Here is a 23,907-nt window from a genome sequence, read left to right as displayed (position 1 = left end):
CGGGAAGACCTGAACGTCCACCATGAACTGGCATCCCGACGCCGAAGCCAAACTCAAGGAAGTGCCCTTTTTTGTGCGGCCTGCGGTGCGGCGACGCATTGAATCGATGGCCCAGGAAGCCGGCCGCAGCGAGGTCGACGCCCCCTTTTACGAGCAAGCCAAGGCCCAGTTCGGACAGAAGTGATCCGGCGATGCGGTAAAAGGGTCCGTAGTACAACACCCATCGATGTCGCAATCGAAACGCGAACAGGTGGTTAGCCACCTGCGGTACATCCGCCAGGAGCTCCGTGAAATGCACCAGGGCGTGATGGATGACGGCCTGCTCCCCGAGGCCGGTGAGGTGCGCGGCGTGATGGCCCAGATGGAAGCCCTGCTCGAACTCCTGGAGGGCAAGTCCTCCCGCAAGAAAGACAGCGACGGCTGAGACGCAGACCGGGCCTTAGCCCCCAGGGCGTCAAGGCCCCCAGGGGACGCTCTGGCAAACGTCCGCTCTGCCGTTGTAAGCGCTCCATCCAGGCGCTTTGGTTGCAAGGTCCCCATCACCCAGCCCGGGCTTCGGCCGCGGGCTTTTTTATTGGAATCCCCTATCTGTAGCGGCAAAAGGCTGCGCACACTCCAGAGATGGTGTAGACAGGATCGGGCAGGGCTCGGGCCGGGTGATGGGGATCACCGCCGTCAGCATCCCTGCCCCCCTTTTTTCATTACACGCTACTGGCCTTCAGCTGATGGCCTCCCCCTCATGCAGGTGCGGTCGTGATCGCCAGCCCCCCGGAACGGCGCTACCAGCAGACCCGGTTTCAAGAACGGGTTGCACAGGCCAGGGCGAGGCTGGAAGGCTGGGCTGGCAACCCCTGGCGTCGGCTCTCGCTGCTGCTGATCGTGTTGCTGATCAGCTTCAGCATCGGCGGGGCCGTCGGCTCGCTCACCGGCACCCTGGCCAAACTCGATCCCGTTGGGGCCTTGATCTGCGTGGCCGCCATGGAGCTGGCCATCCGAGCCCGTGGGCCCCTGCTGCGCCGCAGTGGTGATGGCCTGGTGCTGCAATTGATCGACATGGCGCGCATCGGCCTGCTCTACGGGCTGCTGCTTGACGGCTTCAAGTTGCTGTGAGCGGTTCGGCTGCCGCCAGCAGATAGAGCAGGGCCATGCGAATCGGGATGCCGTTGCGCACCTGCTCCTCCACCAGCGAAACGGCTGGATCGTCGAGCACCTCCCCGGCCAGCTCGACGCCCCGGTTCACCGGGCCTGGATGGAGCAGGGGCACGGGCTGGCCGCAGAGGGCCAGGCGGGCGCGGGTGATGCCGAACTGGCGGTGGTAGGTGTCAAGGCTGGTGAGCAGATGCTGGTGCATGCGCTCCTTCTGGAGCCGCAGGGTCATCACCGCATCGGCTCCGGGTAGGGCCTCCTCCAGGCTGCGGGCAATCCGCACCGTGCCGCGCTGCGCCACCGGATCGGCCGCCTGGCCGGGAGGCGGCGCCGCCACGAAATCGGCGAAGGCATCGGGCAGCAGGGTGGGCGGGCCGCAGAGCACCACCTCGGCGCCGCAGGCGGTGAGGGCCCAGAGATTGGAGCGGGCCACGCGGGAGTGGAGCACATCGCCCACGATCACGACCCGCTTGCCGCGCAGGGCTTCCGGCGTGGGGGCCTCAGGTGCAACGTGGCGCGCCAGGGTGAACAGATCCAACAGGCCCTGGCTGGGGTGGCTGTGCAGCCCATCTCCAGCGTTGAGCACCGCCACCCGCTCACCGGCCTGATCCAGATCGGCCGCCAGGCTCTGGGGCACCCCGGCGCAGCGATGGCGCACCACCAGCACGTTGGCGCCCATGGCCACGTAGGTGCGGGCCGTATCCAGCAGGCTCTCGCCCTTGCTCAGGGAGCTGGAGGAGGGCGAAAAACTCTGCACATCGGCCGAGAGGCGCCTTGCCGCCAGCTCGAAGCTGCTGCGGGTGCGGGTGCTGGGCTCAAAGAACAGGCTGGTCATCAGCCGCCCCTGCAGGGCGGGCAACTTGCGGGCACCGGCTACCGGCAGGGCCCGGAAGCGCTGGGCCAGCGACAGCACGGTGGCGTAGTCCTCCAGCGAGAAGGCCGCCAGATCCAGCACGTGGCGGTGGCTCCAGCTGCTCAAGGGGTGCGGCGGCTCACCTTCTCAGGGTAGGGCCAGCCGAAGGACCCCACAGCACCTATTCTTACCAAGTAATACCTCTCCCAAGGCAAGGCCTCGCCATGGCTGAATCCAGCTGTTGCGCCGTGACCAGCAAAGGGCAGGTGACGATTCCTCAGATGATGCGGCAGCAGCTGGGCTTGCACAGGGGCAGCCGTGTTTGTTTTGAGTTGGTGGGCGATCACCTGGAGATCAGACCAGCGCGACCGGCAAGCAGCCCAACAAACAGCGGCTTTGGCCTGCTGAAAACGACCATGCCACCGGTGCCAAGCGACTTCGATCCGGCCACGTTGTTGCAGCCGTGATCGGCCTGGACACCAATGTGCTAGCCCGCTACTTCATCGACGAAGCCGGCGCAGATGACGCCACCGTCAAGCAGCAGGAAGCCGCACGCACCTTGCTCGAATCGGGCCAGGGCCTGTATGTGCCCAAAACCGTGGCTCTGGAACTGGAATGGGTGCTGCGGGGGTATTACCGATTCAACCGAGATCAGGTTGGGCTTGTCTTTGACGCACTGCTGAACCTGCCAAGCCTCCAGATTGAAGACCGCGCCGCAATCGAACAGGCCTTGGCAGGGCTACGTGCCGGACTTGATTTCGCCGATGCGCTGCACCATGCCAGTTGCCGCCCCTACACGGCCATCGCCTCCTTCGATCAGCGCAGCTTCGCCAAGCCTGCACGCGCGCTGAATCTGCAACCGCGGGTGATCACTCCCAGCTGATGCTCCCGGGCACGAGCCCTGGATCACACCTGCCAGATGTCCTGCAGTTCGATCCGCAACCCCGGCAGAAGCTGACCGCCATCCAGCTGGGTGGCAGCCTCAATGCGGTACGGCTCACCTGCCACCGGCCAGAGCTCCACAGCCCGCTCCTCAGGGATCAGCAACCAGCCCAGCTGGGCCCCGTTGGCATGGTAAGCCGCCATCTTCTGGCGCAGGGCGGCAACAGCGCGGGGGCCTTGATCACTGGGGCTGGCGAGTTCCACCACCACATCTGGACAAAGGGGGGGAAAGCTTCGGCGCTGCTGAGGGGTGAGGACCTGCCAGCGCTCCAGACGAACGAGAGAGGCATCGGGGCTGAGCACCGCGCCGTCAGGCAGACGAAAGCCGGGGAACTGTCGAAGACCTGCCAGCCGCCGAGCTGATCGGCCCAGGCCAGAAGGAGCATCAACAGGCGACTGTTACGGGCGCCAGTTTCCCCGCCGGTTGGAGTCATGTGGATCAGGTGACCAGCGGCATCAAGCTCGAGCACCGCATCTGGATTGGCGGCACAGACGGCAGCGAATTGCTCCGGGCTGAGGCAAAGATCAGCAGGCAGCTGCAGGGGCGCCAGAGCATCAGCCCCTGGTGCTGGAGGAGCAATGGTCATAGCCCCAGCAAGAAGATCAACTAATCGTAGGGGGGCTGGCGATCCCCCTTGGCCCGCCTGCTGACGCTGCGGCTGGCCCGCCAATACCAGCGCCATGCAATGTCCTGGCCCTGGCTGATGCCGATGCGGCTGGTTTGCATCAACTCGGCAGCACCCAATCCAGCCAGCTCGGGCGGCCGCGGCGCAATCCAGAGGCCCTGATCGGGATGCAGCGGCTGGGCGTCATGGGAACGATCGATGCCAAACCTACGCGCCAACAGCGCCGGACCTGCCGCCACCCGGTCGGGCTCGCCAGGAATGGCCACGGCGCGCAGCAACACGCCATTCGCCCAATCGGGCCGGTGCGTCACCACATTCACGCAGTGGTGAATGCCGTAGCTCACATAGACATAAAACCGCCCAGGCTCACCAAAGAGCGTTTCGTTACTGGGCGAGCGGCGGCGATGTCCGTGACAGGCGGGCTCACTCTGGCAATACGCCTCCGTTTCCACAATCACGCCCCAGAGCAGCGAGCCCGTTGGTTGGCGTTTCACCAGCAGGCAGCCGATGAGGTCGGGGGCAACCTGCTCGGCGGGGCGGGCGAAGAACGCCTTCGGCAACGGATTCCCCACAAGATCGGGGCGCTGCTCGCCAGCAGCGGCGGCAGCCAGCAGACTGGGCCTTGATGCATCAGGCCCGCGGGCTGCCATGAACTCCACCAGCTTTACCCTCGCCACCGTGCTGATCTTCGGCAGCGGCTTGTTTGTGCTGGCCACCCTGTTCTTCGGCACCAAGGGCGGCTACTACGACACCGACAACTACGACGGCAACGGCACGGCCCACTGAAGCAAGCCCACTAGGGGTTGCTGAGCCGCTCGGCCTCGGGGCAGTCTTCGGAGGTGATCACGTCATCCGGGCTGCCGCTGCGGCACACATAGGCCAGGCGGGTGCTGACGGCTCCGATCGAGTCGAGACGCACGCTCTCCTCCCAGCTGTGGGTTTCGTCGTCATCCTCAGCGTCGTAGCGCAGGGTGACGAGATCTCCCTCGATTTCCACCACGGTGGCCTCCTCGATCCAGCGCTGCTGGTCCCGCAGGAACACCCACACCGGGCGCTGTTCGGAACAAAACTGGTAGAGCTTGCGGTGCAGCATGGGCCTTGGGCACTGCTGGCATCGAAATCCTAGGCAGCCCGCCCGGGCCCGTTGCTGTTCACCATGACCCAATCCGCCCCTCGGGCTGCCAGCCCCACCGAAGCCATCCGGCTGCAACTGCGCAGCTGGCCCGAGGTGGAGACCTACCTGGAGCACTGCAAGGGCGTGATCGTGCCCCTGGGCTCCACCGAGCAGCACGGCCCCACCGGCGCCATCGGCACCGACGCACTCACCGCCGAAGCGGTGGCCCTGGAGGTGGGCCGCCGCACCGGCGTGCTGGTGACGCCGGCCCAGGCCTTCGGCATGGCTGAGCACCACCTCGGCTTTGCCGGCACGGTGAGCCTCCAGCCCTCCACCCTGCTGGCGGTGCTGCACGACGTGGTGCTGTCGCTGGCGCGTCACGGTTTCGAGCGGATCTACGTGATCAACGGCCACGGCGGCAACATCGCCACCAGCAAGGCCGCCTTCGCCCAGGCCTATGCCACCGCCGCCAGTCGCGGGCTGCCAAATGCCCCGCAGCTGCGCTGCAAGCTGGCCAACTGGTTTATGGCTGGGCCGGTGATGCAGGAGGCCCGCAGCCTCTATGGCGACCAGGAGGGCCACCACGCCACCCCCAGCGAAATCGCCCTCACCCTGCACCTGGAGCCCAGCCTGCAAACCAAGCAGCGCCCCCTGCCGGAACCGGCCCCCGCCGGGCCGATCCACGGGCCCGAGGATTTCCGCCGCCGTCACCCCGACGGCCGCATGGGCTCCAACCCCTACCTGGCCCAGCCCAGCCACGGTGAGCGCTTCCTGGATCTGGCTGCCACGGCCCTGGCCGCCGACCTGGAGGCCTTTCTGGCTTGAGCGCTAGCTTCAAGGCCTGAGAGTGCAGCCCCCATGAGCAAGATCACCGCCGACGACGTGCGCAAGGTGGCCCAACTGGCCCGCCTCGCCCTGCCGGAGGAGAAGATCGCCACCTACACCGGGCAGCTGGAGCGCATCCTCGACTATGTGGCGCACCTCGAAACGGTGGAGACCGAAGGAGTGCCTCCCACCACCCGGGCGGTGGAAGTGGTGAACGTGACCCGCGAGGACATCGTGACGCCCACCAGCGTGCGGGAAGAGCTTCTCGACGAAGCCCCCCAGCGGGAAGGCAACTTCATTCGCGTGCCAAAAATTCTGGCCGACTAAAATTCGGGTCGACTAACGGACTGGCTCCTAACGCACAGGAGAAACGGCCGTGCGGTGCAGAAGCTCCAGCACTCGGCGCCGCGCATGCCGAGTGGGCATCAGGGCAGCTATGGGACGCAGCTTGCTGCGCTTCTTGCGGTGACTGCGCACCCCGAGGAAAATGTCGTAGAGGAAGTTCAAGCCATCGCTTTTGCTTTCAAACAGGCCGAGCCGCTGGGGTGAGCCTTTGGCATCAAGAATCGGCTTGGTGGCGTGATAAGCAGGCCGATATTCAAACCAGGGAATCGATGGCCAGAGGTGATGGATCAGGTGGTAGTTCTGACCCATGATTAGCCAGTTCATCAGCCGTCCTGGGTAAACGCGGGAGTTGTGCCAGCGGTTGCGCGACTGGAAGGGGCGGTGCGGCAGATAGTCGAAGAACAGTCCGAGGGTGACGCCCACCATCAGGGCCGGCGCAAACCAGCAATTGAACACAAAATCAAGAAAATCGTATTTCGCAGCCGCAATCACAATCGCGGCAAAAATGCCCCGGGCCATCCCCCACTCGAGCAGTTCATAGCGGCGCCATAAACGCCGGCGGAAAAAGAACAGCTCGTGATAGAAGAAGCGCGGTGCGATCAACCACAACGGCCCGAAGGTGCTGACGATGTGGTCTGGGTCGTTCTTGGGGTCGTTGACATGGGCGTGGTGTTGCAGGTGCACCCGCGTGAACACCGGAAAGCTGAAGCCGAGCAGCAGGGCGGCGCCATGGCCCATCACCGCGTTCCAGAAGCGGTTGGGGTGGGCAGCGTTGTGGCAGGCGTCGTGGATGACGGTGCCCTCCAGATGCAAGGCCAGAAATCCGGTGGCCAGCAACACGGGCAGGGGCCAGCCCCCCGCAAACCAGCCCCAGATCGTGAGGCCTGCCAGGCCATAGCCGGCCAGGAACAGGCCCACCGTGGGATTCCAGGGGGCCGGGGGATCGAGAAACTCGCGCGGCACCAAGCTCGACGGTGTCGGCTTGGCCCCAACAGGGGCGACTGTCGTGGGGGTCGCTACCAAAACCTGTGTCATCGCGGTTGAAACAGGTCCCAAAGCGTTGGCTCCCGGCAACTTAAGAAAACATTGATGCCCACCGGGGGACTTGAACCCCCACGACCAAGGCCACTGGTACCTAAAACCAGCGCGTCTACCAATTCCGCCAGGTGGGCGAACCGGGACTGTAGGGACAGGAGCGTGAAGCGCACACCCAGGAGGCCACCCAAAATGGTGGAATCCTTTTGATCCGGCCATGCTCGCCACCCTGGGCGGACTCCTGGCACTGCTGCTCGGCCTCGCCATCCTGCTGCTGCCGCTGTTGGCCACCGAACTGAGCCGGCCGCGGGACTCGGTGTGGGGAGCCGTGGTGCTCCTGCTGGGCCTGGTGCTGGTGACCAGTGCCGATCGGCTCACCGGAGCACCGATGCTGGGCGTGCTCTGCGGGGGGCTGCTGATCGGCCGCCTAGCAGCGGAGGTGTCCCAGGGGCGCTGGCGGCAGCTCAGCCCAGAGGAACAGCAGCGGCTCTGGTCGGCAGAGCGCTGGCAGACGAGCCTGCAGCAGGCGGGAGCGACCGTGACCCATCTGGTTGCCCAGGTGGGCGCGAGCAGCTCCGGGCTGGGGCAGTGGCTCGCGGAGCGCCGTCAACCGAAAACCAGCGGCAAACGCTGGGTGCGCCCCGAGGAACCGGATCCGGCCAACACCGTGGTGGTGAGCTCCTTTGCCGAGATCGATGCCCTGATCGAGGCTGAACCAGCTGAGCCGGAGGCAGCCAGCAGCCAAGCGGGATAATCGGCCCTTGCTGCCCTGTGGCGACGTGACCGCCAGCTCTGCCCCCGATAGCACCGCCGCAGCGGGGCAGATCTCCTACAAGGACACCCTCAACCTGCTCCAGACGCCCTTCGCCATGCGGGCGAACGCCAAGGTGCGCGAGCCCGAGATCCAGGCGTTCTGGGCCGAGCGGCAGATCTACGCGCGGCTGAGCCAGCAGAACCCTGGCGAGGCCTTCACCCTGCACGACGGGCCGCCCTATGCCAACGGGGCCCTGCACGTGGGCCATGCGCTCAACAAGATCCTGAAGGACATCATCAACAAAACCGCCCTGCTGCAGGGCAAGAAAGCGCGGTTCGTGCCGGGCTGGGACTGCCACGGCCTGCCGATTGAACTCAAGGTGCTGCAAGGGCTGAGCAGCAGCGAGCGGGCCGAGCTCACCCCCGTGAGCCTGCGCCAGAAGGCCCACGCCTACGCCCTGGAGCAAGTGGAGGGCCAGAAGGCCGGCTTCCGGCGTTGGGGGATCTGGGCCGACTGGGATCAGCCCTACCTCACCCTGCAGAAGAACTACGAGGCCGCCCAGATCGGCGTGTTCGGCGCGATGGTGCTGGCCGGCCACATCTACCGGGGCCTCAAGCCGGTGCACTGGAGCCCCAGCTCCCGCACCGCCCTGGCCGAAGCCGAGCTCGAATATCCCGACGGCCACACCTCTCCGAGCGTGTATGCGGCCTTCCCGGTGGTGGAGCTGCCCGAAGGCCTGGCGGCCCAGCTCAGTGCCAACGGCCTGCCGGCCGAAGCCGCCACAGGCGCTGGCGGCCTGGCGGTGGCGATCTGGACCACCACCCCCTGGACCCTGCCCGCCAACCTGGCGGTGTCGGTGAATGGACGGCTCGACTACGCCATCTGCGCCGTGGCCCCACGCGGTGAGGGTGCCGCCCCTGCCGCCAGCCACCTGGTGGTAGCCGCCGAGCTACGCGAGGGCCTGGAAACCAGCCTGGGGCTCACGCTCACGCCGCTGCTGACCGTGAAGGGCGCCGATCTGGAGGGCATCGTCTACCGCCATCCGCTGCTGGAGCGCTCCAGCCCGGTGCTGATCGGCGGCGACTACATCACCACCGAAGCGGGCACGGGCCTGGTGCACACGGCCCCGGGCCACGGCGTCGACGACTTCAACACCGGCAAAAAGGCTGGTCTACCGGTGCTCTGCCCGGTGGATGAGGCCGGCACTCTCACCGCCGAAGCCGGCCCCTTCGCCGGCACCAACGTGCTGAAGGACGCCAACCCCACGATCATCGCGGCCCTGGAGGCCACAGGCCTGCTGCTCAAGCAGGAGCGCTACGCGCACCGCTACCCCTACGACTGGCGGACCAAGAAGCCCACGATCTTCCGCGCCACTGAGCAGTGGTTTGCCTCGGTGGAAGGCTTCCGCGCCGCCGCCCTCGAGGCGATCGCGGCGGTGGAGTGGCTGCCGGCCAGCGGCCGCAACCGCATCGAGGCCATGGTGAGCGAGCGGGGCGACTGGTGCATCAGCCGCCAGCGCACCTGGGGCGTGCCGATCCCGGTGTTTTATCACCGCGACAGCGGCGAGGTGCTGCTCAACGAAGCCACCCTGCGCCACATTCAGGGGCTGATCGCCGAGCACGGCGCCGATGTGTGGTGGCAGCGCGATGAGTCCGGCCTGCTGCCTGAGGCCTACGCCGCCGAAGCCAGCCAATGGCGCAAGGGCACCGACACCATGGACGTGTGGTTCGACTCCGGCTCCTCCTGGGCCGGCGTGCTCCAGGAGCGGGGTCTGCACTACCCCGCCGATCTGTATCTCGAGGGCAGCGACCAGCACCGCGGCTGGTTCCAGAGCAGCCTGCTCACCTCGGTTGCCGTCAACGGCCATGCCCCCTACAAGCGGGTGCTCACCCACGGCTTCACCCTCGATGAAAAGGGCCGCAAGATGAGCAAATCCCTCGGCAACGTCGTCGATCCGGCAGTGCTGGTGGAGGGCGGCAAGAACGAAAAGCAGGAGCCCGCCTACGGCGCCGACGTGCTGCGGCTGTGGGTGAGCTCAGTCGACTACTCGGCCGATGTGCCCCTCGGGCCGGGGATCGTCAAGCAGCTGGCGGATGTGTACCGCAAGGTGCGCAACACGGCCCGCTACCTGCTGGGCAACCTGCACGACTTCGATCCGCGCCCCCAGGCTGAGGGCGGCGACGCCGTGGCCTACGCCGAGCTGCCGCTTCTGGATCAGTGGATGCTGCAGCGCACCGCCGCCCTGATCGACAGCGTGACGGGAGACTTCGAGCGCTACGAGTTTTACCGCTTCTTCCAGGCGCTGCAGAACTTCTGCGTGGTGGATCTGTCGAACGTGTATCTCGACATTGCCAAGGATCGCCTGTATGTGAGCGGGGCCGCGGAGTTCCGCCGCCGCAGCTGCCAGACCGTGCTGAGCCTGGTGGTGGAGCGCCTCGCTGGGTTGATCGCGCCGGTGCTCTGCCACATGGCCGAAGACATCTGGCAGAACCTGCCCTACCCAGTGGCCGAAGCCTCGGTGTTTGAGCGGGGCTGGCCGACGGCGCCCGCGGAATGGCGCCAGCCTGAGCTGGAGACGCCGATGGCCGCCATCCTGGAGCTGCGGGCCCTGGTGAACCGCCAGCTGGAGAGCTGCCGCAGCAGCGGCCAGTTGGGTGCTTCGCTGGAAGCGCAGGTGCAGCTGGACCTCACCGCCGAAGCCGCGCCGCTGGCCGAGGCCCTGGCCTGGCTGGAGGGCTCAGCCCACCCCAGCGTCGACAACCTGGCGGACTGGCTGCTGGTGTCGGGCCTGCAGATCGGCGGTGCGGCGCCGGCGACGGTGCTTGAGGACGCGAATGAGGGAGGCGTGCACGTGCGCGTGGCCAGGGCGGAGGGCGAGAAGTGCGAGCGCTGCTGGCACTACGAAACCGACATCGGCAGCCACAGCGCCCACCCGACCCTCTGCGGCCGCTGCGTGGCGGTGCTGGCTGGATGAACAGCCCTGCGGCAGCGGGCCCTGGGTTCCGTGCCGAAGAGCTGATCGCCCAGCTCCAGCTACAGCCCCACCCGGAAGGCGGTCACTACCGCGAGACCTACCGGGCCCGCGAACAGGTGAAGACCCCGCGGGGGCCCAGGGCCGCCAGCACGGCGATCCTGTTTCTGCTGGCAGCGGGCGAGCGCTCGTGCTGGCACCGCGTCGCCTCCGACGAGCTCTGGCATCACCACGGGGGGGCTGGGCTGGTGATCCATGAGCTCTGCCCGGCTGGCCAGGCACGCTCCACCCTCCTGGGGCTCAACCTGTCGGCCGGAGTGCAGCCCCAGCACATGGTGCCGGCGGGCAGTTGGTTTGCAGCCGAGCCTGTGCCAGACGCCGCCTGGAGCCTGGTGAGCTGCACTGTGGCACCCGGATTTGACTTCGCCGACTTCGAGCTGGCGAGCCAGGCCCAGCTGGCCGCTCATGCTGAGCCCCTGAGCCGGATCTGCCCGCACTGGCAACGCCTCTGTGCGGGGTGCCTGTGAGCCTTCAGAGCCAGCTGGCGGGATCGAGAAACCCATCCACCGGAGCCGGACCAGCCAGCCGCTGTTCAGCAGACGGGTTGAGGGGCCCCAGCAGCAGTTCAGCCGTCTCGATCACGGCTCCATCAGGCAGCAACGGCTGATCAGGGTCGTAGGCCGTGGGATGGGTGGTGCTGCTCGAGAAGCCCCGAAACATCACCAGCTCAAACGCTTCCGCCACCTCAGCAGCGCCCTGCAACTGGCCACGCAAGCGGAGCACCCGGTCGGGGCGATCGCGACTGAGCAGCTCCAACTGGGCAAGCAGGGCCGAATCCACCATCGCCACCCCTCAGAACTCCCCAGCGATGCGGCCCTGCTTGGGCAGGCGCACCAGCAGCCACTGCAGCAGGCCCACCACGTAGGCCACCAGGCCCACGTAGCCAATGAACGCCGCCACGGCCGGGGTCCACTCACCGCCGAAGACGAAATCAAACAGGGCTTCCACGTGGCGGTGCAGCCCTAGGGGGGGCTGGATCCAAATAGAGCACTGGGCCTTGCCCATGGCGGCGCCATCCATGCAATGGAGGGCCGTGGCACTGAAGGCCGCCCCCGCCAGACCCCAGACCGTCAGGCTCCAGCGCCAGATGCGCAGGGTCAGGGGCAAGGGGCGCCAGGGCGGCAGATCGGCCAATTCCTCGTTGAGATCCACCCAAAACCACACACTCACAACCACCAGCAGCTGGGCCAGCACGGCCACCACAAACCCCAGGGGCCGGCGGTCGGTGAGCAGCAGGTTGGCGAGCAGCAGCAAGCTGGCCACCTTCCAATAGATGCCCAGCAGCCGCACCAGGGCGCCCTCGCGCCGCACGGTGGCCCAGATCAACAGCACCAGGGGCAAAGCGATGCTGAACAGGACGGCCAGGCGGACATCGAGCCACACCAGCGAGCGGTACAACGGTTCGGGCAGGGCGGCGAGCACGCGGCTGGTTCGGTAAGGCGCCATTATCCGTGGCCCCCGGCGGGCGATAGGGTCCAGCCCATGGCCGCCTTTTCACCGCCCAGCTGGCTCTCCCGCCCCTTCGCAGGCCGGCCCGACCAGGCCTGGTGCCGCACCGCCCTGGCCACCGAAACCTCCCTGCAGGCAGCGGTGGAGAGCATTGCCCGCCAGCTGCGCGGAGCAGGCCCAGCGGATCTGGCCCTGGTGTTTGCCGCGGCCAGCTACGCCAGTGATCTGCCGCGGCTGCTGCCCCTGCTGCGCGAGCAGCTGCAGGCCGCGCACTGGCTGGGCTGCCTGGGTGGTGGCGTTGTGGGCACCGACCCCTCCGGAGCCCCCCATGAGCTGGAAAACAAGCCGGCCCTGAGCGTCACCCTGCTGCACCTGCCCGGCGCCACGCTCCAGCCTTTTGCCATCGACACCGACACCCTGCCCGACCTGGATGGCCCGGCCGATCCCTGGCGCGCCTTGCTGGGCGTGCCGGAACCAGCGCTCCCCTCAGCCACCCCAGCGTCCAGCCCCTCGATGCTGCTGCTGGTGGATCCCAGCTGCTCCCGCATCAACGATCTGATCAGCGGCCTGGACTACGCCGCTCCGGAGGCGGTGAAACTCGGCGGCATTGCCGGACAGCACAGCGCCCCCCACGGCTCCCTGCTGTTCGAAGGCCAGGTCGTGCGGGGAGCGGTCGGCTGCCTAATCGGCGGCGCTTGGCAGCTCGATCCGGTCGTGGCCCAGGGCTGTCGCCCGATCGGCCCGGTGTTCGATGTCGAACAAGCCCAGCGCAATGTGGTGCTGGAAGTGAGCCAGGGCCAGGCCCGCCGCAGCCCGGTGGCCGCCCTGCAGGCGATCCTCACCGAGCTCAGCCCCCAAGAGCGGGAGCTGGTGAAGAACTCCCTGTTTCTGGGGGTCGGCCGCAGCAGCTTCAGCCTCGAGCGCGCAGAACCTGACGGCCCCACGGCCTTCCTGGTGCGCAACCTGATCGGCGTGGATCCTCGCAATGGGGCCGTGGCCGTGGGCGAACGCATGCGGGTGGGTCAACAGGTGCAGTTCCAGCTGCGCGATGCCGCCGCCTCCCGTCAGGAACTGCGCCAGCTCCTCGGCCGGCAGCAAGCGCGCCAACCAGAGCCCCTGGCCACCCTGCTGTTCGCCTGTCTCGGCCGGGGCGCAGGGTTGTATGGCGAAGCCGATGGCGACGTGAGCCTCTGCCGCGAAACGTTTGCCCAGGTGCCGATCGCCGGGGTGTTCTGCAATGGCGAGATCGGGCCGGTGGCCGGCAGCACCCACCTGCATGGCTACACCGCCAGCCTGGCCTTCCTGGTTCGGCGCGGAGACAGCTGATGGTGCGCCAGCACGTCAATCCGCTCAGCCGCTTCTTCCAGCAGCCCCGGCCCCTACCGGCGCCCGCGGAGCTGTTCAGTTCGCCGGATCAGCCCTTGCACCTCGACATCGGCTGCGCCCGTGGCCGCTTTCTATTGGCATTGGCCCAGCATCAGCCTGGCCGCAACCACCTCGGCGTGGAGATCCGCCGGGCCCTGGTGGATGCCGCTGAAGTCGAGCGCCAGGCCTTGGGCCTGACCAACCTGCACATCCTCTTCTGCAACGCCAACATCAGCCTGCAGGACTGGTTGGCGGCCCTACCCACCGGACTGCTGGAGCGGGTCTCGATCCAGTTTCCGGATCCTTGGTTCAAGAAGAAGCACCACAAACGGCGGGTGCTGCAGCCCGCCCTGCTGCTGGCCCTGGCCGAGGCCCTGGCCCCAGGGCGGGAGCTGTTCATCCAGAGCGATGTGCTGGCGGTGATCACGCCGATGGTGCACCTGATCGAGGCCACTGGCGGCTTCGATCGCCCGCCCGAAGACAGCCGTCCCTGGCGGGCCGACAACCCCCTGCCGGTGCCGACCGAGCGCGAAACCTACGTGCTGGCCCAGGGGCTGCCGGTGTACCGAGTGCTCTACCGGCGCAACGGCCACAACCTGCCACCGCTCGACACCCTGGAGGATCTGCTGGAAGGGGTCGATAATCCGGCCTGACGGCACCTTCGCCCTTGAGCGCCCCCACCATCCCCGTTCTGTTGCGCTGGCAGGGCACGCTTCAAAGCGCTTCCAGCGGGGCCCTCGGGCGGCATTTGCACCTGATTGCCGGCCTGGTGCTCTGTGCCCTGATGGCCGGCCTGCCGCTGGTGACCCGCAGCGGCCTCAGCCTGCTGATCCTGGCCAGTGGCCTGCTGTGGCTGGTGCTGGCTTTGCGCACCCCCCCGGCCCCCCTGGGGGAGATCGATCGCTGGATCCTGGGAATCCTGGCCCTGGCCCTGCTGGCCACGGGCTTCTCCCCGGTGCCCCTGGCCGCCGCCAAGGGGCTGCTGAAGCTGGTGAGCTATCTCGGGGTGTACGCCCTGATGCGCCAGCTGCTGGCAACGGCACCCATCTGGTGGGACCGGATCGTGGGGGCGTTGCTGGCCGGAGAGTTGGTGACCTGCGTGATCGGCATTCGCCAGCTTTACGGCGACAGCGGCGAGCTGGCCCGCTGGGCCGATCCCAACTCCGTGGCCGATGGCACGGTGCGGATCTACAGCACCCTGGAGAACCCCAACCTGCTGGCGGGATACCTGCTACCAATCCTGCCCCTGGCGCTGGTAGCCCTGCTGCGGTGGCCTGGGGCGGCACGCAAACTGTTTGCCCTCACGGCCCTGGTGCTCGGCGTGGCGGCCCTGGTGCTCACCTACAGCCGCGGCGCCTGGATGGGACTGGTGGCGGAAGCCGCTGTGATCGTGCTGCTGCTCGCCATCCGCCGCACCCGGGCCTGGCCTCCCCTCTGGCGCAAGCTGGTTCCCCTTCTGCTGCTGGTCGGCGGTGCAGCCCTGCTGGTGGTGCTGGTGACCCAGGTGGAGCCGCTGCGGGTGCGGGTGATGAGCCTGGTTGCCGGCCGTCAGGATAGCTCCAACAACTTCCGCATCAACGTGTGGCTGGCGGCGCTGGACATGATCCAGGCCCGCCCTTGGCTGGGCATCGGCCCCGGCAACGACGCCTTCAACCAGATCTATCCGCTCTTCCAGCAACCCAAGTTCAACGCCCTCAGCGCTTACTCCATTCCCCTGGAGCTGGCGGTCGAGGCCGGCATCCCCGGGCTGCTGGCGGGTATCGGCCTGCTGGTGGCGAGCCTGCGCACCGCCATCGGCCTCTGGCGCGGCGATGGGGTGTTCAGTCTGCCGGCCTTGGCCGTGATCGCCGTGATCGCCGGACTCGGCGTGCAGGGACTCACCGACACGATCTTTTTCCGGCCCGAGGTGCAACTGATCGGTTGGTTCTGCGTCGCCACCCTGGCGGCCGGGACAGCTGCAGGAGATGGAGCTGCTCGCGATCGTGGCTGAACTGCGGTTGATCGCCGGCTTCGATGCCGGCCAAACCCACACCACCTGTCGCCTGAGCGACGCCGACGGGGATGCGGTGCTGGCCGAAGGTCAGGGGCCCGGGGTCTGTCATCTGGCCGCCCCCGCTGGCCCCGCCCGCTTCAGCCAGGCCCTGCAGGCGAGTTGGGCCCAGGCCCGCAGCCAGCTCGGCGCCGCGAGCACAGCGCCACCGCCCACCCGCCTGCTGGCGGCCGCCATCGGGGCCAGCGGCATTGAGGTGGGCGCTCCGGTGCAAGCTGCCGCCCGCGAGCTGGCGGCCGAGGCCCTGGGGCTGCCCCTGCCGCGGGTGGTGGTCACCGGGGATGAGCGCACGGCCCTGCGCGGCGCCATGGGCCGCCACCGGGGCGGCATCGTGGTGATTAGCGGCACCGGCATGATCGCCGTGGGGCGCAACCCGGCCGGCCTGGAGCACCGCTGCGGCGGCTGGGGCTGGCTGCTCGATGGGGCTGGCTCCGCCATGGACATCGGCCGCGATGGGCTGGCCCTGAGCCTGGAGATAGCGGATGGCCGCCGGCCCGACTCACCCTTGCGCGCCCGGATGTGGGCCGGGCTGGACGTGCACCCAGACGATCCCCACGCTGCCCAGGCGATCAAGGCCAAGGTGGTGGAACCAAACTTCGGCGCTGCGGGCTTCGCCCGCCTGGCCCCCCTGGTGGTGGCCGCCGCCAGCGAGGGTGATGCGGCCGCCGCGGCGGTGGTGGAGCGCTCGGCGCTCGCGCTGGCCCAGATGGTGGTCACCATCAGCCAACGCCTGCAGTTGGAGGCACCGCCGGTGTGGCCCATGGGTGGTGCCCTCGACCACCTGCCCCTGCTGTGCACCCGGCTGGCCGCCGCCCTGGAGCTTCGCTGCCCCGGCGCCCAGCTGCTGACGCCAGCTGGAGATGCCTGCAGCGGCGCCCTCGCCCTGGCCCGCGACTGCCTGGCATCCGCCGCCGCGGATGGGGCCGCGGATTAGGCCGCGTTCAGGTGCCGTTCGGCTTCAGCGGCCAGTTGGCTGGCCCAGTGATCCACCAACGGCTGCTCAGCCGCCTCCACCATCACCCGCAACAGCGGTTCGGTGCCGCTGGCCCGCACCAGCACCCGGCCTCGGCCCTCCATGGCCGCCTCCGCGGCCTCCACGGCCTGTCGCAGGGGGTCGCACTGCTGCCACTGCTGACGCCGCTGCCGATCGGGCACCGTCACGTTGACCAGGGTCTGGGGATAGGGCTGGAAACTGTTGTCCATCCAGTCGGCCAGGCTCTGGCCGGAGCGGTGCAGCAGGGTGGCCACCTGCAGGGCCGTGAGCAGGCCGTCACCGCTCATGCCGTGACGGGCCGAGAGGATATGGCCCGACTGCTCACCGCCCAGGCCCGCCCCCATCTGCTCCATCGCCTGGTGCACGTACTGATCACCCACGGCGGTGCGCTCCAGCACGCCGCCCTTGGCCTGCCAGGCCCTCTCAAAACCGAGATTCGACATCACCGTGGCGACGATGCGATTGGCCGGCAGCTGCCCCTCCGCCAGCAACGACGATCCCCACAGGTAAAGGATCTGGTCGCCATCCACCACCCGGCCCTGGCCGTCCACCGCCAGCATCCGGTCGGCGTCGCCATCAAAGGCAAAGCCCATCGCGGCTCCGTTTTCGACCACCGCCTGCCGCAGGGGCTCGAGGTGGGTGCTGCCGCACCCCACGTTGATGCGCTCGCCATCGGCTTGGCCGTGCAGCACCGTGAGCTCAGCTCCGAGGGCGCGGAACACCGCCTCGCCGCAGGCCGTCGCCGAACCCCAGCAGAGGTCGAGCACAATCCGACACCCCTCCAGCCGGCGGCCCCTAACGCTGGCCAGCAGGGCGCGTTGGTAGTCGGCCAGCAGATCGTGGCGATCCAGCACGACACCGGTGCCGCTGAAGCCACCCGAAGCACCGGGTCCCCCGCCCACACCCTGCAGCCCCGCTTCAATCGCCCGCTGCTGGCCGCGGCTGAGCTTGGCGCCGGAGGCGCCGAACACCTTGATGCCGTTGTCGTGGGGGGGGTTATGGCTGGCTGAGACCATCAGCCCGCCGGCCGCCCCCAGGCGCCGGATCGCACCGGGAATCGCGGGCGTGGGACAGAGGCCCAGGGTCCACACCTCCCGGCCCGCGGCCGTGAGGCCAGCGGTGAGTGCCGCCACCAGCATCGGTCCGCTGCTGCGGGAATCCATGCCGATCAGCACCGGCGCGCCGGCGGGCAGCACCTGACCGCACCAGAAGCCCACCTGCAACGCCAACGCTGGGCTCACCTGGCTGCCGACGCGGCCGCGGATGCCATCGGTGCCGAAGCCAGCCACGCCACCCCGCAGGGGATGGCCGACGGGATGGGGAGCCAGCTCGGCCATGGGCAGGTGCCGCGAAGGATCCCAGGCTACGTGGACTGGCGAGAGCCCTCAACGCCAGCGCCGGGGCCACCAGATCCAGCGCAGCAGCTCCCATACGGCCCACAGCAGCAGCAGTCCCACCACCCAGCCCGGCAGCCAGATCAGCGGCCACCAGGGGCGCAGCAACAGCACCAATCCGGCCGCCGCCAGCACCCGCAACGCCCGCAGCCGCTGCTCGGCGCCAGGCAGGCTGGAGAGATAGGGGGGCAGAGGGGGCAGGCGCACCAGCAAGGCCAAATCCGAACCTCTCCAGAATGGCGAAGAATGCAAAAGCCGTGCCGCAGTTGCCCTTGGCTCGCCTCCCCCTGCTGCTGGCCCTCACCTGCCTGGGGAGCGGCGCTGCGCTGGTGGGCGGTCGGGCCCTGCTGAACCAGCTCCCGGCACCGGACCCCAACACCCCCACGGCCCACCTGGAGCGCCTGAGCCGGCTCTCCCCCGATCCAGCGCGGCGCCGGGAGGCCAACCTGCTGCTGCTGGGCCGCCAGGGGGAGGACCCGGCGCGCGTGCGCCAGCTGCTGCGCGGCCAGGGCTGGGGCCGCGATGGCCTCGCCGCGCTGGTGCTCAAGCGCGATGCCCTGGCCGCCGAAGCGCTGGCAGGCCGCGAAGCCGCCCAGCAGCGCTGGCGGCAACTACTGCGACGCTTCCCCAAGACGCCGGCCGCTGCCGATGCGCTCTACGCCCTCGGCCGAGACCAACCCCAGCTCCGCCAGGACCTGCGCCAGCGCTTCGCCGCCCATCCAGCGGCCCTGGCAGCCGCGGTGGAAGCGGGCCCGGCCGCCGAGACGCGCCGCGACGGCGCCCTGCACCTGGCCCGCCACGGTGTGCGCTGGCCCGGCGCTGCAGTGCAGCTGCGCCAGGCCTGCCGGCAACCCACTGCCGCCCCCACACCCCAACAGCGCGACCAACTAGCCGGCGGCCTGGCGCAACTGGGCGATGCGGAAGCCGCCCTGGCCTGCTTGAACGGCAGCCAGCCCGGCCTCGCCACCCAGTTGGCACTGGCCAAGGCGCTGCTCAGCGGCGGCAGCGCCCAGCAGGCCCAGGCCCAGGGCCGGCTGCTGCAGCTGGCCCACTCGGTGCCGGGCTCCCCCCAGGCCCGCGAGGCCGTGGCCCTGCTCAGCGAGCAACCCGGGCCAAGCAGCCTGCAGGCCCTCGCCGCGCTACCCGCCAGCCTGCAGAACACCGCCCCGGTGCAGGCCCGGCGGGCCCTGGAGTCCCGGGGCACCGGGGCCGTGCTGGCGGTGCTGAAGCGCTGGCCCGCCGATCCAGCCAGCTGGGAGCTGCAGTGGCAGCGGGCCCGGAGGTCCCTGCTGGAGCGCCAGTGGGCCACGGCCGAGGCGCTGCTGAGCGCACCGATCGACCGTGCGCTGCCGGTGGGACTGGCGGGCCGCCAGCGCTTCTGGCTGGGCTTCAGCCAATGGCAACAGGGCCAGCGGAGCGAGGCCAAGAGCACCTGGACCCGCCTGCTCCAGCGCCATCCCGAGGGTTACTACGGCTGGCGGGCCGCTGTGCGGCTCGGCCAGGGGGATCTCAGCCTCGATCCACGCCGCAGCCCCGCCCTGGTACGGCCCGGCTGGCAGCCCCTGGCCAGCGGCGATCCCAACCTCGATCGGCTGTGGCGCCTCGACCAACCCCTGGAGGCCTGGGAGCACTGGCGCACTGGCCGCACCCTCCCCCCCCGCACCCCGCGGGAGCTGCTGCTGGAAGGCCGGCTGCGCCGCGCCGTGGGCGACCACTGGATCGGCCTGGGGCAACTGGAGCAGGCCAGCCTGCGGCTTCCCGCAGGTCAGTCCTGCGGGCTGGCGCAGCAACTGGAGCGCAGTTTGCAGACCCCCAGCTTTGTGGCGGAGCTGGAGCAAGCCGCCACGGCCGCGGCGGTGCCAGCAACCCTGTTGGCCGCCGTGGCCAAGCAGGAATCCCGTTTCAGCCCTGGGGTGAGCTCCAGCGCCGGTGCCGTGGGGCTGTTGCAACTGCTGCCGGACACCGCAGCCGAACTGGCCGGGGGTGCGCTGGGGCCCGACGCCCTACGCGATCCCAGTCGCAATGCCCAGCTCGGTGCCCTCTACCTGAAGCAACTGCTGGGGCAATGGCAGGGCAACCCCGTGCTGATGGTCGCCAGCTACAACGCTGGCCCCGGCGCCGTAGCCGGCTGGGTGAACCCCCAGCTGCAGCAGGAACCCGAGCTTTGGATCGAAGCGATCCCCTATCCCGAAACCCGGCTCTACGTCAAAAAGGTGCTCGGCAACCTATGGAGCTTCCAGCAACGGCCCACACCGGGCTGTTAACCGCTGCTGGCCAGCCAACGGCCCACGCCGGCCCCCGCGAGCACCAGCCCCCCCAGGAACCCGGCCAGGACCAGGGGTGGAGGTGCCACCCGCACCCGGGCCAGATCCAGGCGGGCCAGCAGCACTGTCGAACCCAGGATCAGCACGCTGGTGAGCACCTTGAGGTGCAGCAGATACAGGCCCCCCACCGTGACGATCAGCAACGTGATCACCAGGCTCATCACCCGGCTGGCCGCCATCACGTTGGAGATCCGCTGCAACAGCAGATCGGGCATCGTGCACACCACCACCACCAGCAGGGCGTGGAGGCAATCGAGCGACCAGAACAAACTGGACAACTGCCCCATCCCCGAGGCAGCGGCTCCCTCCAGCGGCTGGCTCCATTGCAGCCCCTCGTAGACCGCGATGGCCGCCAGAACCAGCAGCATCGGTGCCCGCAGGGGCAACAGCAGCAGACGCACCATGGCCATCACGGGGGAGCCAACACCAGGGCAATGGCATCCAGAGGACAACTCGGAATGCACTGTTCACAGACCAGGCAGCGTTGCGCATCGAAGTGCAGCTGCCAAGCGGGCTGACGCAGGCTGAGGGCGCCGCTGGGGCAAACGCTGGAGCACAGGCCGCAATCGACACATCGGTCGCGGTTGATGGCGATCTGCCCCGGCGCCCGGTTGAGACCCAGCCCCTGGCTCTCCAGCCAAGCCTCTGCGGCCGTCAGTTCGTCGATGTCGCCCGAGAGCTCCACCACCATGGTGCCGCTCTGGTTGGGGGCAATCTGAGCCCGCAGGATCTTGGCAGCAACGTCAAAATCCACGGCCAGCCGATAGGTGATCGGCAGGTGCACCGCTTCGCGGGGGAAATGCAGGGTGAGGCGCCGTTTCACAGGGAAGGCCGGTGGACGAACAAGGCCGATTCACCTCAGGCAAAACGCTAGCAAGCACTGGCAAAGTGCAGCCACGCTCCCTCAGTGCGCCCTGCGCAGCCTGCAGCCATGACCAGCCCCTCCCCAAACCCCGGCTTAGGCCCGAGCGAACGCCTGCTGCTGCTGGTGCTGGCCGTGCTGCTGGCGGCTGGCCTGGTGTGGTTTCGGGGTGGCCTGCACCCCGAAGCGCCCCTGGAGCGCCTGGCGCGCCAGTCGCTCGATCTGCCCGTGGCCCTGCGCAACGGCAAGCCGACGGTGGTGGAGTTTTACGCCGACTGGTGTGAGGCCTGCCGCAGCATGGCGCCGGCCATGGAGACGATCGAAGCCCAACACCGAGGGGAGCTGGATGTGGTGCTGCTCAACGTCGACAACCCCCGCTGGCAGCCGGAGCTGGAGCGCTTCGATGTCAACGGCATTCCCCAGCTTGAACTGTTCAATGCCGCCGGAACTCCCGTGGGCCGCTCGATCGGTGCCCGCAGCACAGCAGAACTGCAAGCCCTCAGCAGCGCCCTGATCGCCGGCGAACCCCTACCCGCCCTGGCCGGCATGGGCGCCGTCAGCAGCCTCGATGCCACCCCCAACACCAGCGTCGACGTCACGGAGGGCGAAGTCGCTGCAGGCGCGCCAAAGGCTGCCACGATGGCCGGACCCCGCAGCCACGCCTAATTTCCCCCCTGAAATCCGCCATGGATCCCCGTTTCCGCGTCGCCCTGATCGCCGCCACGCCCAACCCCCAGCAGTGCGTGTATGCCGGCATGCACCAGGACTACAGCGAGGGGTTTGTCGCCGCAGACTCCGCCAACTGGCCGGACGAAACCAAGGCGGGAGAGATCTGCATCAAGCGGCTGCTGGCCGGAGAGCGGGGCCACTACGGCCCCCTGGAGCACGCCCAGATCGTGCTCAACGTGGGCTGGTTTCCCCACTCGGTGATGCAGCAGGCGCGCACGCACCGGGTGGGGGTGAGCTTTGACGTGCAGTCGATGCGCTACACGGGCGATCGCATCTGCAAGGCGGCCAACGGCGAGCTGGAGCTGGAGGAGGTGTTTTACCTCCGCCCGGTTTGCAGCTACAGCGACCGACAGGGCAAGAAATACGCCTACACCGACGAGCAGCGGGCCGTGGATCTAGATCTCTGCCGGGCGGCGGCGGAGCGCTACCGCGACCTGCTGGCGGCGGGCTTCGCTGAGGAGCACGCGCGCGGCATCCTGCCCTTCGACTACCGCCAGCACTTCGTGGTGAGCTTCACCCTGCGGGCCTTCCTGCACTTCCTCGACCTACGGGCCAAGCTCGATGCGCAGCAGGAAATCCGCGAGCTCTGCGACCTGATGTGGCCCCATCTGCAAACCTGGACGCCCCAATTCGCCGACTGGTATGAGAAGAGCCGGCTGCATAAGGCTCGCCTGGCGCCTTAAATGCGGGCGAGGGTGACTCGCTCGGGCTGGTGCTGGTATTTGCCGGCCCGATCTTGATAAGTGGTTTCGCAGGGATCGCCCTCAAAGAAGAGCAACTGGCAAATGCCTTCGTTGGCGTAAATCCGGCAATCAGCCCCGGAGGAGTTGCTGAACTCAAGGGTGAGGTGCCCTTCCCAGCTGGCCTCTGCAGGAGTGGTGTTGACAATGATGCCAAGCCGCGCATAGGTGCTCTTGCCCAGACAGATCACGGTGATATTGGGTGGCACCTTCATCTTCTCCAGCGCCACCCCTAGCCCGTAGGAATGGGCCGGCAGGATGAAATAGGCGCCATCTTCATCTTCATGCAGGGGCGCTGGCTCAAGGTTGGCCGGATTGAACCTCTTGGGGTTCATGATTGTGCCGGGCACGTGCCGGAAGATCAGAAACTCCTTCGCCGACAGCCGCAGGTCGTAGCCATAGGACGAGCAGCCGTAGCTGAGCACCGGCGAGCTGGCGGTGTCGGGATCCAGGTGACGCACCAGGCTCGACTGGAAAGGCTGCAGCATTCCGGCAGCGGCCTGCTCGTTAATCCAGCGATCGTTCTTGAGCATTAGAGACCTCGACGCAGCTGGGTGACCTGGTCGGCCATCGCCATCAGCTCAGAAGCCATGGCCGGACCGGTCAGGATGACATCCAGATGGGCCGGCCGGCGATCGAGGGTGGCCACGACGTCGGCCTTGTTGATGTAGCCCAGCTCCACCGCCAGACCCAGCTCGTCGAGCACCATCAGATCCACAGCGCCACTGAGCAACTGCTCACGGCTGAAGGCCCACACCTGGCGCACCGCCTCCACCGACTCCTGATCCTGGTCGGCGGCCCGCTCCGAGAGGCAGGCGGGCACCCCGGGCCGCAACCACTGCAGACGGCCACAAAGCCAAAGGCTGCTCTCCAGCCCCTGATCCACGCCACCCTTGAGAAACTGGCTCACCAGCACCCGACTGCCCAGCCCGGCGGTGCGCAAGGCCTGGCTGAGCACCGCACCGAAACTGCCCCGGAACGGAGCCGTGTGGATCTGGAGCAGGCCCTCCTGCTGGGCCACCAAACGGAGCACGGGAGCCGGAGAGACCGCCGCCAGGGGGCGATGGCCCGGGCGCTGGGGAGCGTGCTGGACCCCAGGAAAACCCGCTCCGGTTCCGGAGGTCAGACCTGGGACGGGCAAGCTGGCGGTCATGGACACCGAGTCAGGACAAGGGGCAGGACGAACGGGGACGCGACACCCCACCAGGGGAGTCGCGGCTGCGCCCCCCGAGGACCTGAATGTAGCGGGATCGGACCGTTCCACAAGCGAATGACACCATCCCTGGTGGAAACATCCGTACTGCTGCGCCCAAAACCAGCCAGGGGCAA

The 23,907-nt window shown here is 68.3% G+C and carries 31 protein-coding genes, 1 tRNA gene and 1 pseudogene; 19 read left to right on the top strand and 14 right to left on the bottom strand.

The features are described from left to right. Positions 1-22: 22 nt before the first annotated feature. The 3 genes from KBY57_RS07435 (at position 23) to KBY57_RS07425 (ending at position 1,110) form a co-directional block, all read left to right on the top strand. The gene (locus KBY57_RS07435) at positions 23-184 is read left to right on the top strand and encodes a PCP reductase family protein (RefSeq protein ID WP_254987971.1); all 162 of its coding nucleotides are present in this window, start codon (positions 23-25) and stop codon (positions 182-184) included. Between the two features lie 42 nt (positions 185-226). Continuing rightward, the gene (locus KBY57_RS07430) at positions 227-424 is read left to right on the top strand and encodes a hypothetical protein (RefSeq protein WP_094559179.1); all 198 of its coding nucleotides are present in this window, start codon (positions 227-229) and stop codon (positions 422-424) included. Positions 425-753: 329 nt separating this feature from the next. Then, positions 754-1,110: a DUF565 domain-containing protein gene (locus tag KBY57_RS07425; RefSeq protein ID WP_254995227.1), complete on the top strand. Its 357-nt coding sequence runs from the start codon at positions 754-756 to the stop codon at positions 1,108-1,110. Here KBY57_RS07425 and KBY57_RS07420 read toward each other — a convergent pair. Then, the gene (locus tag KBY57_RS07420; protein WP_254995226.1) at positions 1,097-2,125 is read right to left on the bottom strand and encodes an aspartate carbamoyltransferase catalytic subunit; all 1,029 of its coding nucleotides are present in this window, start codon (positions 2,123-2,125) and stop codon (positions 1,097-1,099) included. The two genes, KBY57_RS07425 and KBY57_RS07420, sit on opposite strands and share 14 nt — an antisense overlap. 98 nt (positions 2,126-2,223) lie before the next feature. Here KBY57_RS07420 and KBY57_RS14365 point away from each other — a divergent pair, with 98 nt between their 5' ends. After that, positions 2,224-2,466 (top strand): AbrB/MazE/SpoVT family DNA-binding domain-containing protein, encoded by a 243-nt coding sequence (locus KBY57_RS14365; protein ID WP_409996420.1) that lies wholly within the window; start codon positions 2,224-2,226, stop codon positions 2,464-2,466. Further along, positions 2,463-2,882, top strand: a complete 420-nt coding sequence (locus tag KBY57_RS07415; protein WP_254995225.1) for a type II toxin-antitoxin system VapC family toxin — start codon at positions 2,463-2,465, stop codon at positions 2,880-2,882. Before KBY57_RS14365 ends, KBY57_RS07415 begins: the two co-directional genes overlap by 4 nt. 23 nt (positions 2,883-2,905) lie before the next feature. Here KBY57_RS07415 and KBY57_RS14270 read toward each other — a convergent pair. Beyond that, positions 2,906-3,411 (bottom strand): annotated as a pseudogene (locus KBY57_RS14270) (Uma2 family endonuclease). On the opposite strand from KBY57_RS14270, the gene KBY57_RS14265 reads away from it, so the two are divergent. Then, complete coding sequence (locus KBY57_RS14265; RefSeq protein WP_315859779.1) at positions 3,385-3,552, top strand: hypothetical protein; 168 nt, start codon at positions 3,385-3,387, stop codon at positions 3,550-3,552. The pseudogene KBY57_RS14270 and the gene KBY57_RS14265 overlap by 27 nt on opposite strands. Here KBY57_RS14265 and KBY57_RS07405 read toward each other — a convergent pair. Beyond that, entirely contained in the window at positions 3,549-4,217 is a 669-nt protein-coding gene (locus KBY57_RS07405) for a DNA-3-methyladenine glycosylase (protein ID WP_254995224.1), read from the bottom strand. The two genes, KBY57_RS14265 and KBY57_RS07405, sit on opposite strands and share 4 nt — an antisense overlap. Between KBY57_RS07405 and KBY57_RS07400 the strand changes: the two genes are divergently transcribed. Further along, the gene (locus KBY57_RS07400) at positions 4,216-4,353 is read left to right on the top strand and encodes a hypothetical protein (protein ID WP_254995223.1); all 138 of its coding nucleotides are present in this window, start codon (positions 4,216-4,218) and stop codon (positions 4,351-4,353) included. The genes KBY57_RS07405 and KBY57_RS07400 overlap by 2 nt on opposite strands. A gap of 10 nt (positions 4,354-4,363) precedes the next feature. Here the strand turns inward: KBY57_RS07400 and KBY57_RS07395 are convergent, their stop codons facing one another. Next, a complete protein-coding gene (locus KBY57_RS07395; protein ID WP_254995222.1) occupies positions 4,364-4,660 on the bottom strand; it encodes a glycine/sarcosine/betaine reductase component B subunit in 297 nt (98 codons plus the stop codon). Between the two features lie 63 nt (positions 4,661-4,723). Here KBY57_RS07395 and KBY57_RS07390 point away from each other — a divergent pair, with 63 nt between their 5' ends. Both KBY57_RS07390 and gatC read left to right on the top strand, forming a co-directional pair. Beyond that, positions 4,724-5,506, top strand: coding sequence for a creatininase family protein (locus KBY57_RS07390; RefSeq protein WP_254995221.1), 783 nt, complete (start codon positions 4,724-4,726; stop codon positions 5,504-5,506). Positions 5,507-5,539: 33 nt separating this feature from the next. Then, on the top strand, positions 5,540-5,833 hold the full coding sequence (gene gatC / locus KBY57_RS07385) for an Asp-tRNA(Asn)/Glu-tRNA(Gln) amidotransferase subunit GatC (RefSeq protein WP_254995220.1): 294 nt from the start codon (positions 5,540-5,542) through the stop codon (positions 5,831-5,833). Positions 5,834-5,860: 27 nt separating this feature from the next. On the opposite strand, the gene crtR is transcribed toward gatC, so the two are convergent. Further along, positions 5,861-6,886: a beta-carotene hydroxylase gene (gene crtR, locus KBY57_RS07380; protein WP_254995219.1), complete on the bottom strand. Its 1,026-nt coding sequence runs from the start codon at positions 6,884-6,886 to the stop codon at positions 5,861-5,863. A 55-nt stretch (positions 6,887-6,941) separates the two neighbouring features. Beyond that, positions 6,942-7,023, bottom strand: a tRNA-Leu gene (locus KBY57_RS07375). Positions 7,024-7,103: 80 nt separating this feature from the next. Here KBY57_RS07375 and KBY57_RS07370 point away from each other — a divergent pair. From KBY57_RS07370 to KBY57_RS07360, 3 genes are read left to right on the top strand one after another with little or no spacing between them, the layout of a single operon-like run. After that, the gene (locus KBY57_RS07370) at positions 7,104-7,640 is read left to right on the top strand and encodes a Ycf66 family protein (RefSeq protein WP_254995218.1); all 537 of its coding nucleotides are present in this window, start codon (positions 7,104-7,106) and stop codon (positions 7,638-7,640) included. A 25-nt stretch (positions 7,641-7,665) separates the two neighbouring features. Beyond that, on the top strand, positions 7,666-10,614 hold the full coding sequence (gene ileS / locus KBY57_RS07365) for an isoleucine--tRNA ligase (protein ID WP_315859778.1): 2,949 nt from the start codon (positions 7,666-7,668) through the stop codon (positions 10,612-10,614). Continuing rightward, entirely contained in the window at positions 10,611-11,138 is a 528-nt protein-coding gene (locus KBY57_RS07360) for a cupin domain-containing protein (RefSeq protein ID WP_254995217.1), read from the top strand. The genes ileS and KBY57_RS07360 overlap by 4 nt, the downstream gene beginning before the upstream one ends. A 4-nt stretch (positions 11,139-11,142) precedes the next feature. On the opposite strand, the gene KBY57_RS07355 is transcribed toward KBY57_RS07360, so the two are convergent. Beyond that, positions 11,143-11,454 (bottom strand): hypothetical protein, encoded by a 312-nt coding sequence (locus tag KBY57_RS07355; protein ID WP_254995248.1) that lies wholly within the window; start codon positions 11,452-11,454, stop codon positions 11,143-11,145. Positions 11,455-11,463: 9 nt separating this feature from the next. Next, a complete protein-coding gene (locus KBY57_RS07350; RefSeq protein WP_409996419.1) occupies positions 11,464-12,117 on the bottom strand; it encodes a DUF3177 family protein in 654 nt (217 codons plus the stop codon). A 36-nt stretch (positions 12,118-12,153) separates the two neighbouring features. Here KBY57_RS07350 and KBY57_RS07345 point away from each other — a divergent pair, with 36 nt between their 5' ends. Genes KBY57_RS07345 through KBY57_RS07330 form a run of 4 tightly spaced genes read left to right on the top strand, consistent with a single transcriptional unit; the run spans position 12,154 to position 16,469 of the window. Continuing rightward, positions 12,154-13,446: an FIST N-terminal domain-containing protein gene (locus tag KBY57_RS07345; RefSeq protein WP_254995216.1), complete on the top strand. Its 1,293-nt coding sequence runs from the start codon at positions 12,154-12,156 to the stop codon at positions 13,444-13,446. Positions 13,447-13,448: 2 nt separating this feature from the next. After that, positions 13,449-14,138: a tRNA (guanosine(46)-N7)-methyltransferase TrmB gene (trmB, locus tag KBY57_RS07340; RefSeq protein WP_254995246.1), complete on the top strand. Its 690-nt coding sequence runs from the start codon at positions 13,449-13,451 to the stop codon at positions 14,136-14,138. A 14-nt stretch (positions 14,139-14,152) separates the two neighbouring features. Further along, on the top strand, positions 14,153-15,475 hold the full coding sequence (locus KBY57_RS07335; protein WP_254995215.1) for an IctB family putative bicarbonate transporter: 1,323 nt from the start codon (positions 14,153-14,155) through the stop codon (positions 15,473-15,475). After that, the gene (locus KBY57_RS07330) at positions 15,450-16,469 is read left to right on the top strand and encodes an N-acetylglucosamine kinase (protein ID WP_254995214.1); all 1,020 of its coding nucleotides are present in this window, start codon (positions 15,450-15,452) and stop codon (positions 16,467-16,469) included. The genes KBY57_RS07335 and KBY57_RS07330 overlap by 26 nt, the downstream gene beginning before the upstream one ends. On the opposite strand, the gene glmM is transcribed toward KBY57_RS07330, so the two are convergent. Both glmM and KBY57_RS07320 read right to left on the bottom strand, forming a co-directional pair. Beyond that, entirely contained in the window at positions 16,466-17,866 is a 1,401-nt protein-coding gene (gene glmM / locus KBY57_RS07325; RefSeq protein ID WP_254995213.1) for a phosphoglucosamine mutase, read from the bottom strand. The two genes, KBY57_RS07330 and glmM, sit on opposite strands and share 4 nt — an antisense overlap. A gap of 48 nt (positions 17,867-17,914) precedes the next feature. Next, the gene (locus tag KBY57_RS07320) at positions 17,915-18,130 is read right to left on the bottom strand and encodes a hypothetical protein (protein WP_254987981.1); all 216 of its coding nucleotides are present in this window, start codon (positions 18,128-18,130) and stop codon (positions 17,915-17,917) included. A 65-nt stretch (positions 18,131-18,195) separates the two neighbouring features. Between KBY57_RS07320 and KBY57_RS07315 the strand changes: the two genes are divergently transcribed. Beyond that, positions 18,196-20,187 carry a lytic transglycosylase domain-containing protein gene (locus tag KBY57_RS07315; protein ID WP_254995212.1) on the top strand — a complete coding sequence of 664 codons (1,992 nt, stop codon included), beginning with the start codon at positions 18,196-18,198 and terminating at the stop codon, positions 20,185-20,187. Here the strand turns inward: KBY57_RS07315 and KBY57_RS07310 are convergent. Both KBY57_RS07310 and KBY57_RS07305 read right to left on the bottom strand, forming a co-directional pair. Next, positions 20,184-20,657, bottom strand: coding sequence for a hypothetical protein (locus KBY57_RS07310; RefSeq protein ID WP_254995210.1), 474 nt, complete (start codon positions 20,655-20,657; stop codon positions 20,184-20,186). The genes KBY57_RS07315 and KBY57_RS07310 overlap by 4 nt on opposite strands. Then, positions 20,657-21,070, bottom strand: coding sequence for an NIL domain-containing protein (locus tag KBY57_RS07305; protein WP_254995209.1), 414 nt, complete (start codon positions 21,068-21,070; stop codon positions 20,657-20,659). The genes KBY57_RS07310 and KBY57_RS07305 overlap by 1 nt, the downstream gene beginning before the upstream one ends. A 108-nt stretch (positions 21,071-21,178) precedes the next feature. On the opposite strand from KBY57_RS07305, the gene KBY57_RS07300 reads away from it, so the two are divergent. Both KBY57_RS07300 and thyX read left to right on the top strand, forming a co-directional pair. After that, positions 21,179-21,775: a thioredoxin domain-containing protein gene (locus tag KBY57_RS07300; protein ID WP_254995208.1), complete on the top strand. Its 597-nt coding sequence runs from the start codon at positions 21,179-21,181 to the stop codon at positions 21,773-21,775. Positions 21,776-21,795: 20 nt separating this feature from the next. Further along, positions 21,796-22,521 carry an FAD-dependent thymidylate synthase gene (gene thyX, locus KBY57_RS07295; protein ID WP_254995207.1) on the top strand — a complete coding sequence of 242 codons (726 nt, stop codon included), beginning with the start codon at positions 21,796-21,798 and terminating at the stop codon, positions 22,519-22,521. Here the strand turns inward: thyX and dcd are convergent. Both dcd and KBY57_RS07285 read right to left on the bottom strand, forming a co-directional pair. Beyond that, a complete protein-coding gene (dcd, locus tag KBY57_RS07290) occupies positions 22,518-23,111 on the bottom strand; it encodes a dCTP deaminase (protein WP_094559156.1) in 594 nt (197 codons plus the stop codon). The genes thyX and dcd overlap by 4 nt on opposite strands. Then, the gene (locus tag KBY57_RS07285) at positions 23,111-23,731 is read right to left on the bottom strand and encodes a cob(I)yrinic acid a,c-diamide adenosyltransferase (RefSeq protein ID WP_254995206.1); all 621 of its coding nucleotides are present in this window, start codon (positions 23,729-23,731) and stop codon (positions 23,111-23,113) included. The genes dcd and KBY57_RS07285 overlap by 1 nt, the downstream gene beginning before the upstream one ends. Positions 23,732-23,907 lie beyond the last annotated feature (176 nt).

It is taken from the genome of Cyanobium sp. Aljojuca 7D2, from assembly GCF_024346415.1.
Classification (GTDB): Bacteria; Cyanobacteriota; Cyanobacteriia; order PCC-6307; family Cyanobiaceae; genus Cyanobium_A.
Note: the sequence above shows the minus strand (reverse complement) of the source record. Positions and strands in the feature narration are given on the sequence as shown.

Excerpts from the sequence above, each read along its gene's own strand:
- KBY57_RS07435 (WP_254987971.1), top strand. The coding sequence starts at position 23 with ATGAACTGGCATCCCGACGCCGAAGCCAAACTCAAGGAAGTGCCCTTT.
- KBY57_RS07430 (WP_094559179.1), top strand. The coding sequence starts at position 227 with ATGTCGCAATCGAAACGCGAACAGGTGGTTAGCCACCTGCGGTACATC.
- KBY57_RS14365 (WP_409996420.1), top strand. The coding sequence starts at position 2,224 with ATGGCTGAATCCAGCTGTTGCGCCGTGACCAGCAAAGGGCAGGTGACG.
- KBY57_RS07400 (WP_254995223.1), top strand. The coding sequence starts at position 4,216 with ATGAACTCCACCAGCTTTACCCTCGCCACCGTGCTGATCTTCGGCAGC.
- KBY57_RS07405 (WP_254995224.1), bottom strand. The coding sequence starts at position 4,217 with ATGGCAGCCCGCGGGCCTGATGCATCAAGGCCCAGTCTGCTGGCTGCC.
- KBY57_RS07395 (WP_254995222.1), bottom strand. The coding sequence starts at position 4,660 with ATGCTGCACCGCAAGCTCTACCAGTTTTGTTCCGAACAGCGCCCGGTG.
- KBY57_RS07390 (WP_254995221.1), top strand. The coding sequence starts at position 4,724 with ATGACCCAATCCGCCCCTCGGGCTGCCAGCCCCACCGAAGCCATCCGG.
- gatC (WP_254995220.1), top strand. The coding sequence starts at position 5,540 with ATGAGCAAGATCACCGCCGACGACGTGCGCAAGGTGGCCCAACTGGCC.
- crtR (WP_254995219.1), bottom strand. The coding sequence starts at position 6,886 with ATGACACAGGTTTTGGTAGCGACCCCCACGACAGTCGCCCCTGTTGGG.
- KBY57_RS07370 (WP_254995218.1), top strand. The coding sequence starts at position 7,104 with ATGCTCGCCACCCTGGGCGGACTCCTGGCACTGCTGCTCGGCCTCGCC.
- KBY57_RS07360 (WP_254995217.1), top strand. The coding sequence starts at position 10,611 with ATGAACAGCCCTGCGGCAGCGGGCCCTGGGTTCCGTGCCGAAGAGCTG.
- KBY57_RS07355 (WP_254995248.1), bottom strand. The coding sequence starts at position 11,454 with ATGGTGGATTCGGCCCTGCTTGCCCAGTTGGAGCTGCTCAGTCGCGAT.
- KBY57_RS07350 (WP_409996419.1), bottom strand. The coding sequence starts at position 12,117 with ATGGCGCCTTACCGAACCAGCCGCGTGCTCGCCGCCCTGCCCGAACCG.
- KBY57_RS07345 (WP_254995216.1), top strand. The coding sequence starts at position 12,154 with ATGGCCGCCTTTTCACCGCCCAGCTGGCTCTCCCGCCCCTTCGCAGGC.
- KBY57_RS07330 (WP_254995214.1), top strand. The coding sequence starts at position 15,450 with ATGGAGCTGCTCGCGATCGTGGCTGAACTGCGGTTGATCGCCGGCTTC.
- glmM (WP_254995213.1), bottom strand. The coding sequence starts at position 17,866 with ATGGCCGAGCTGGCTCCCCATCCCGTCGGCCATCCCCTGCGGGGTGGC.
- KBY57_RS07310 (WP_254995210.1), bottom strand. The coding sequence starts at position 20,657 with ATGGCCATGGTGCGTCTGCTGCTGTTGCCCCTGCGGGCACCGATGCTG.
- KBY57_RS07300 (WP_254995208.1), top strand. The coding sequence starts at position 21,179 with ATGACCAGCCCCTCCCCAAACCCCGGCTTAGGCCCGAGCGAACGCCTG.
- thyX (WP_254995207.1), top strand. The coding sequence starts at position 21,796 with ATGGATCCCCGTTTCCGCGTCGCCCTGATCGCCGCCACGCCCAACCCC.
- dcd (WP_094559156.1), bottom strand. The coding sequence starts at position 23,111 with ATGCTCAAGAACGATCGCTGGATTAACGAGCAGGCCGCTGCCGGAATG.
- KBY57_RS07285 (WP_254995206.1), bottom strand. The coding sequence starts at position 23,731 with ATGACCGCCAGCTTGCCCGTCCCAGGTCTGACCTCCGGAACCGGAGCG.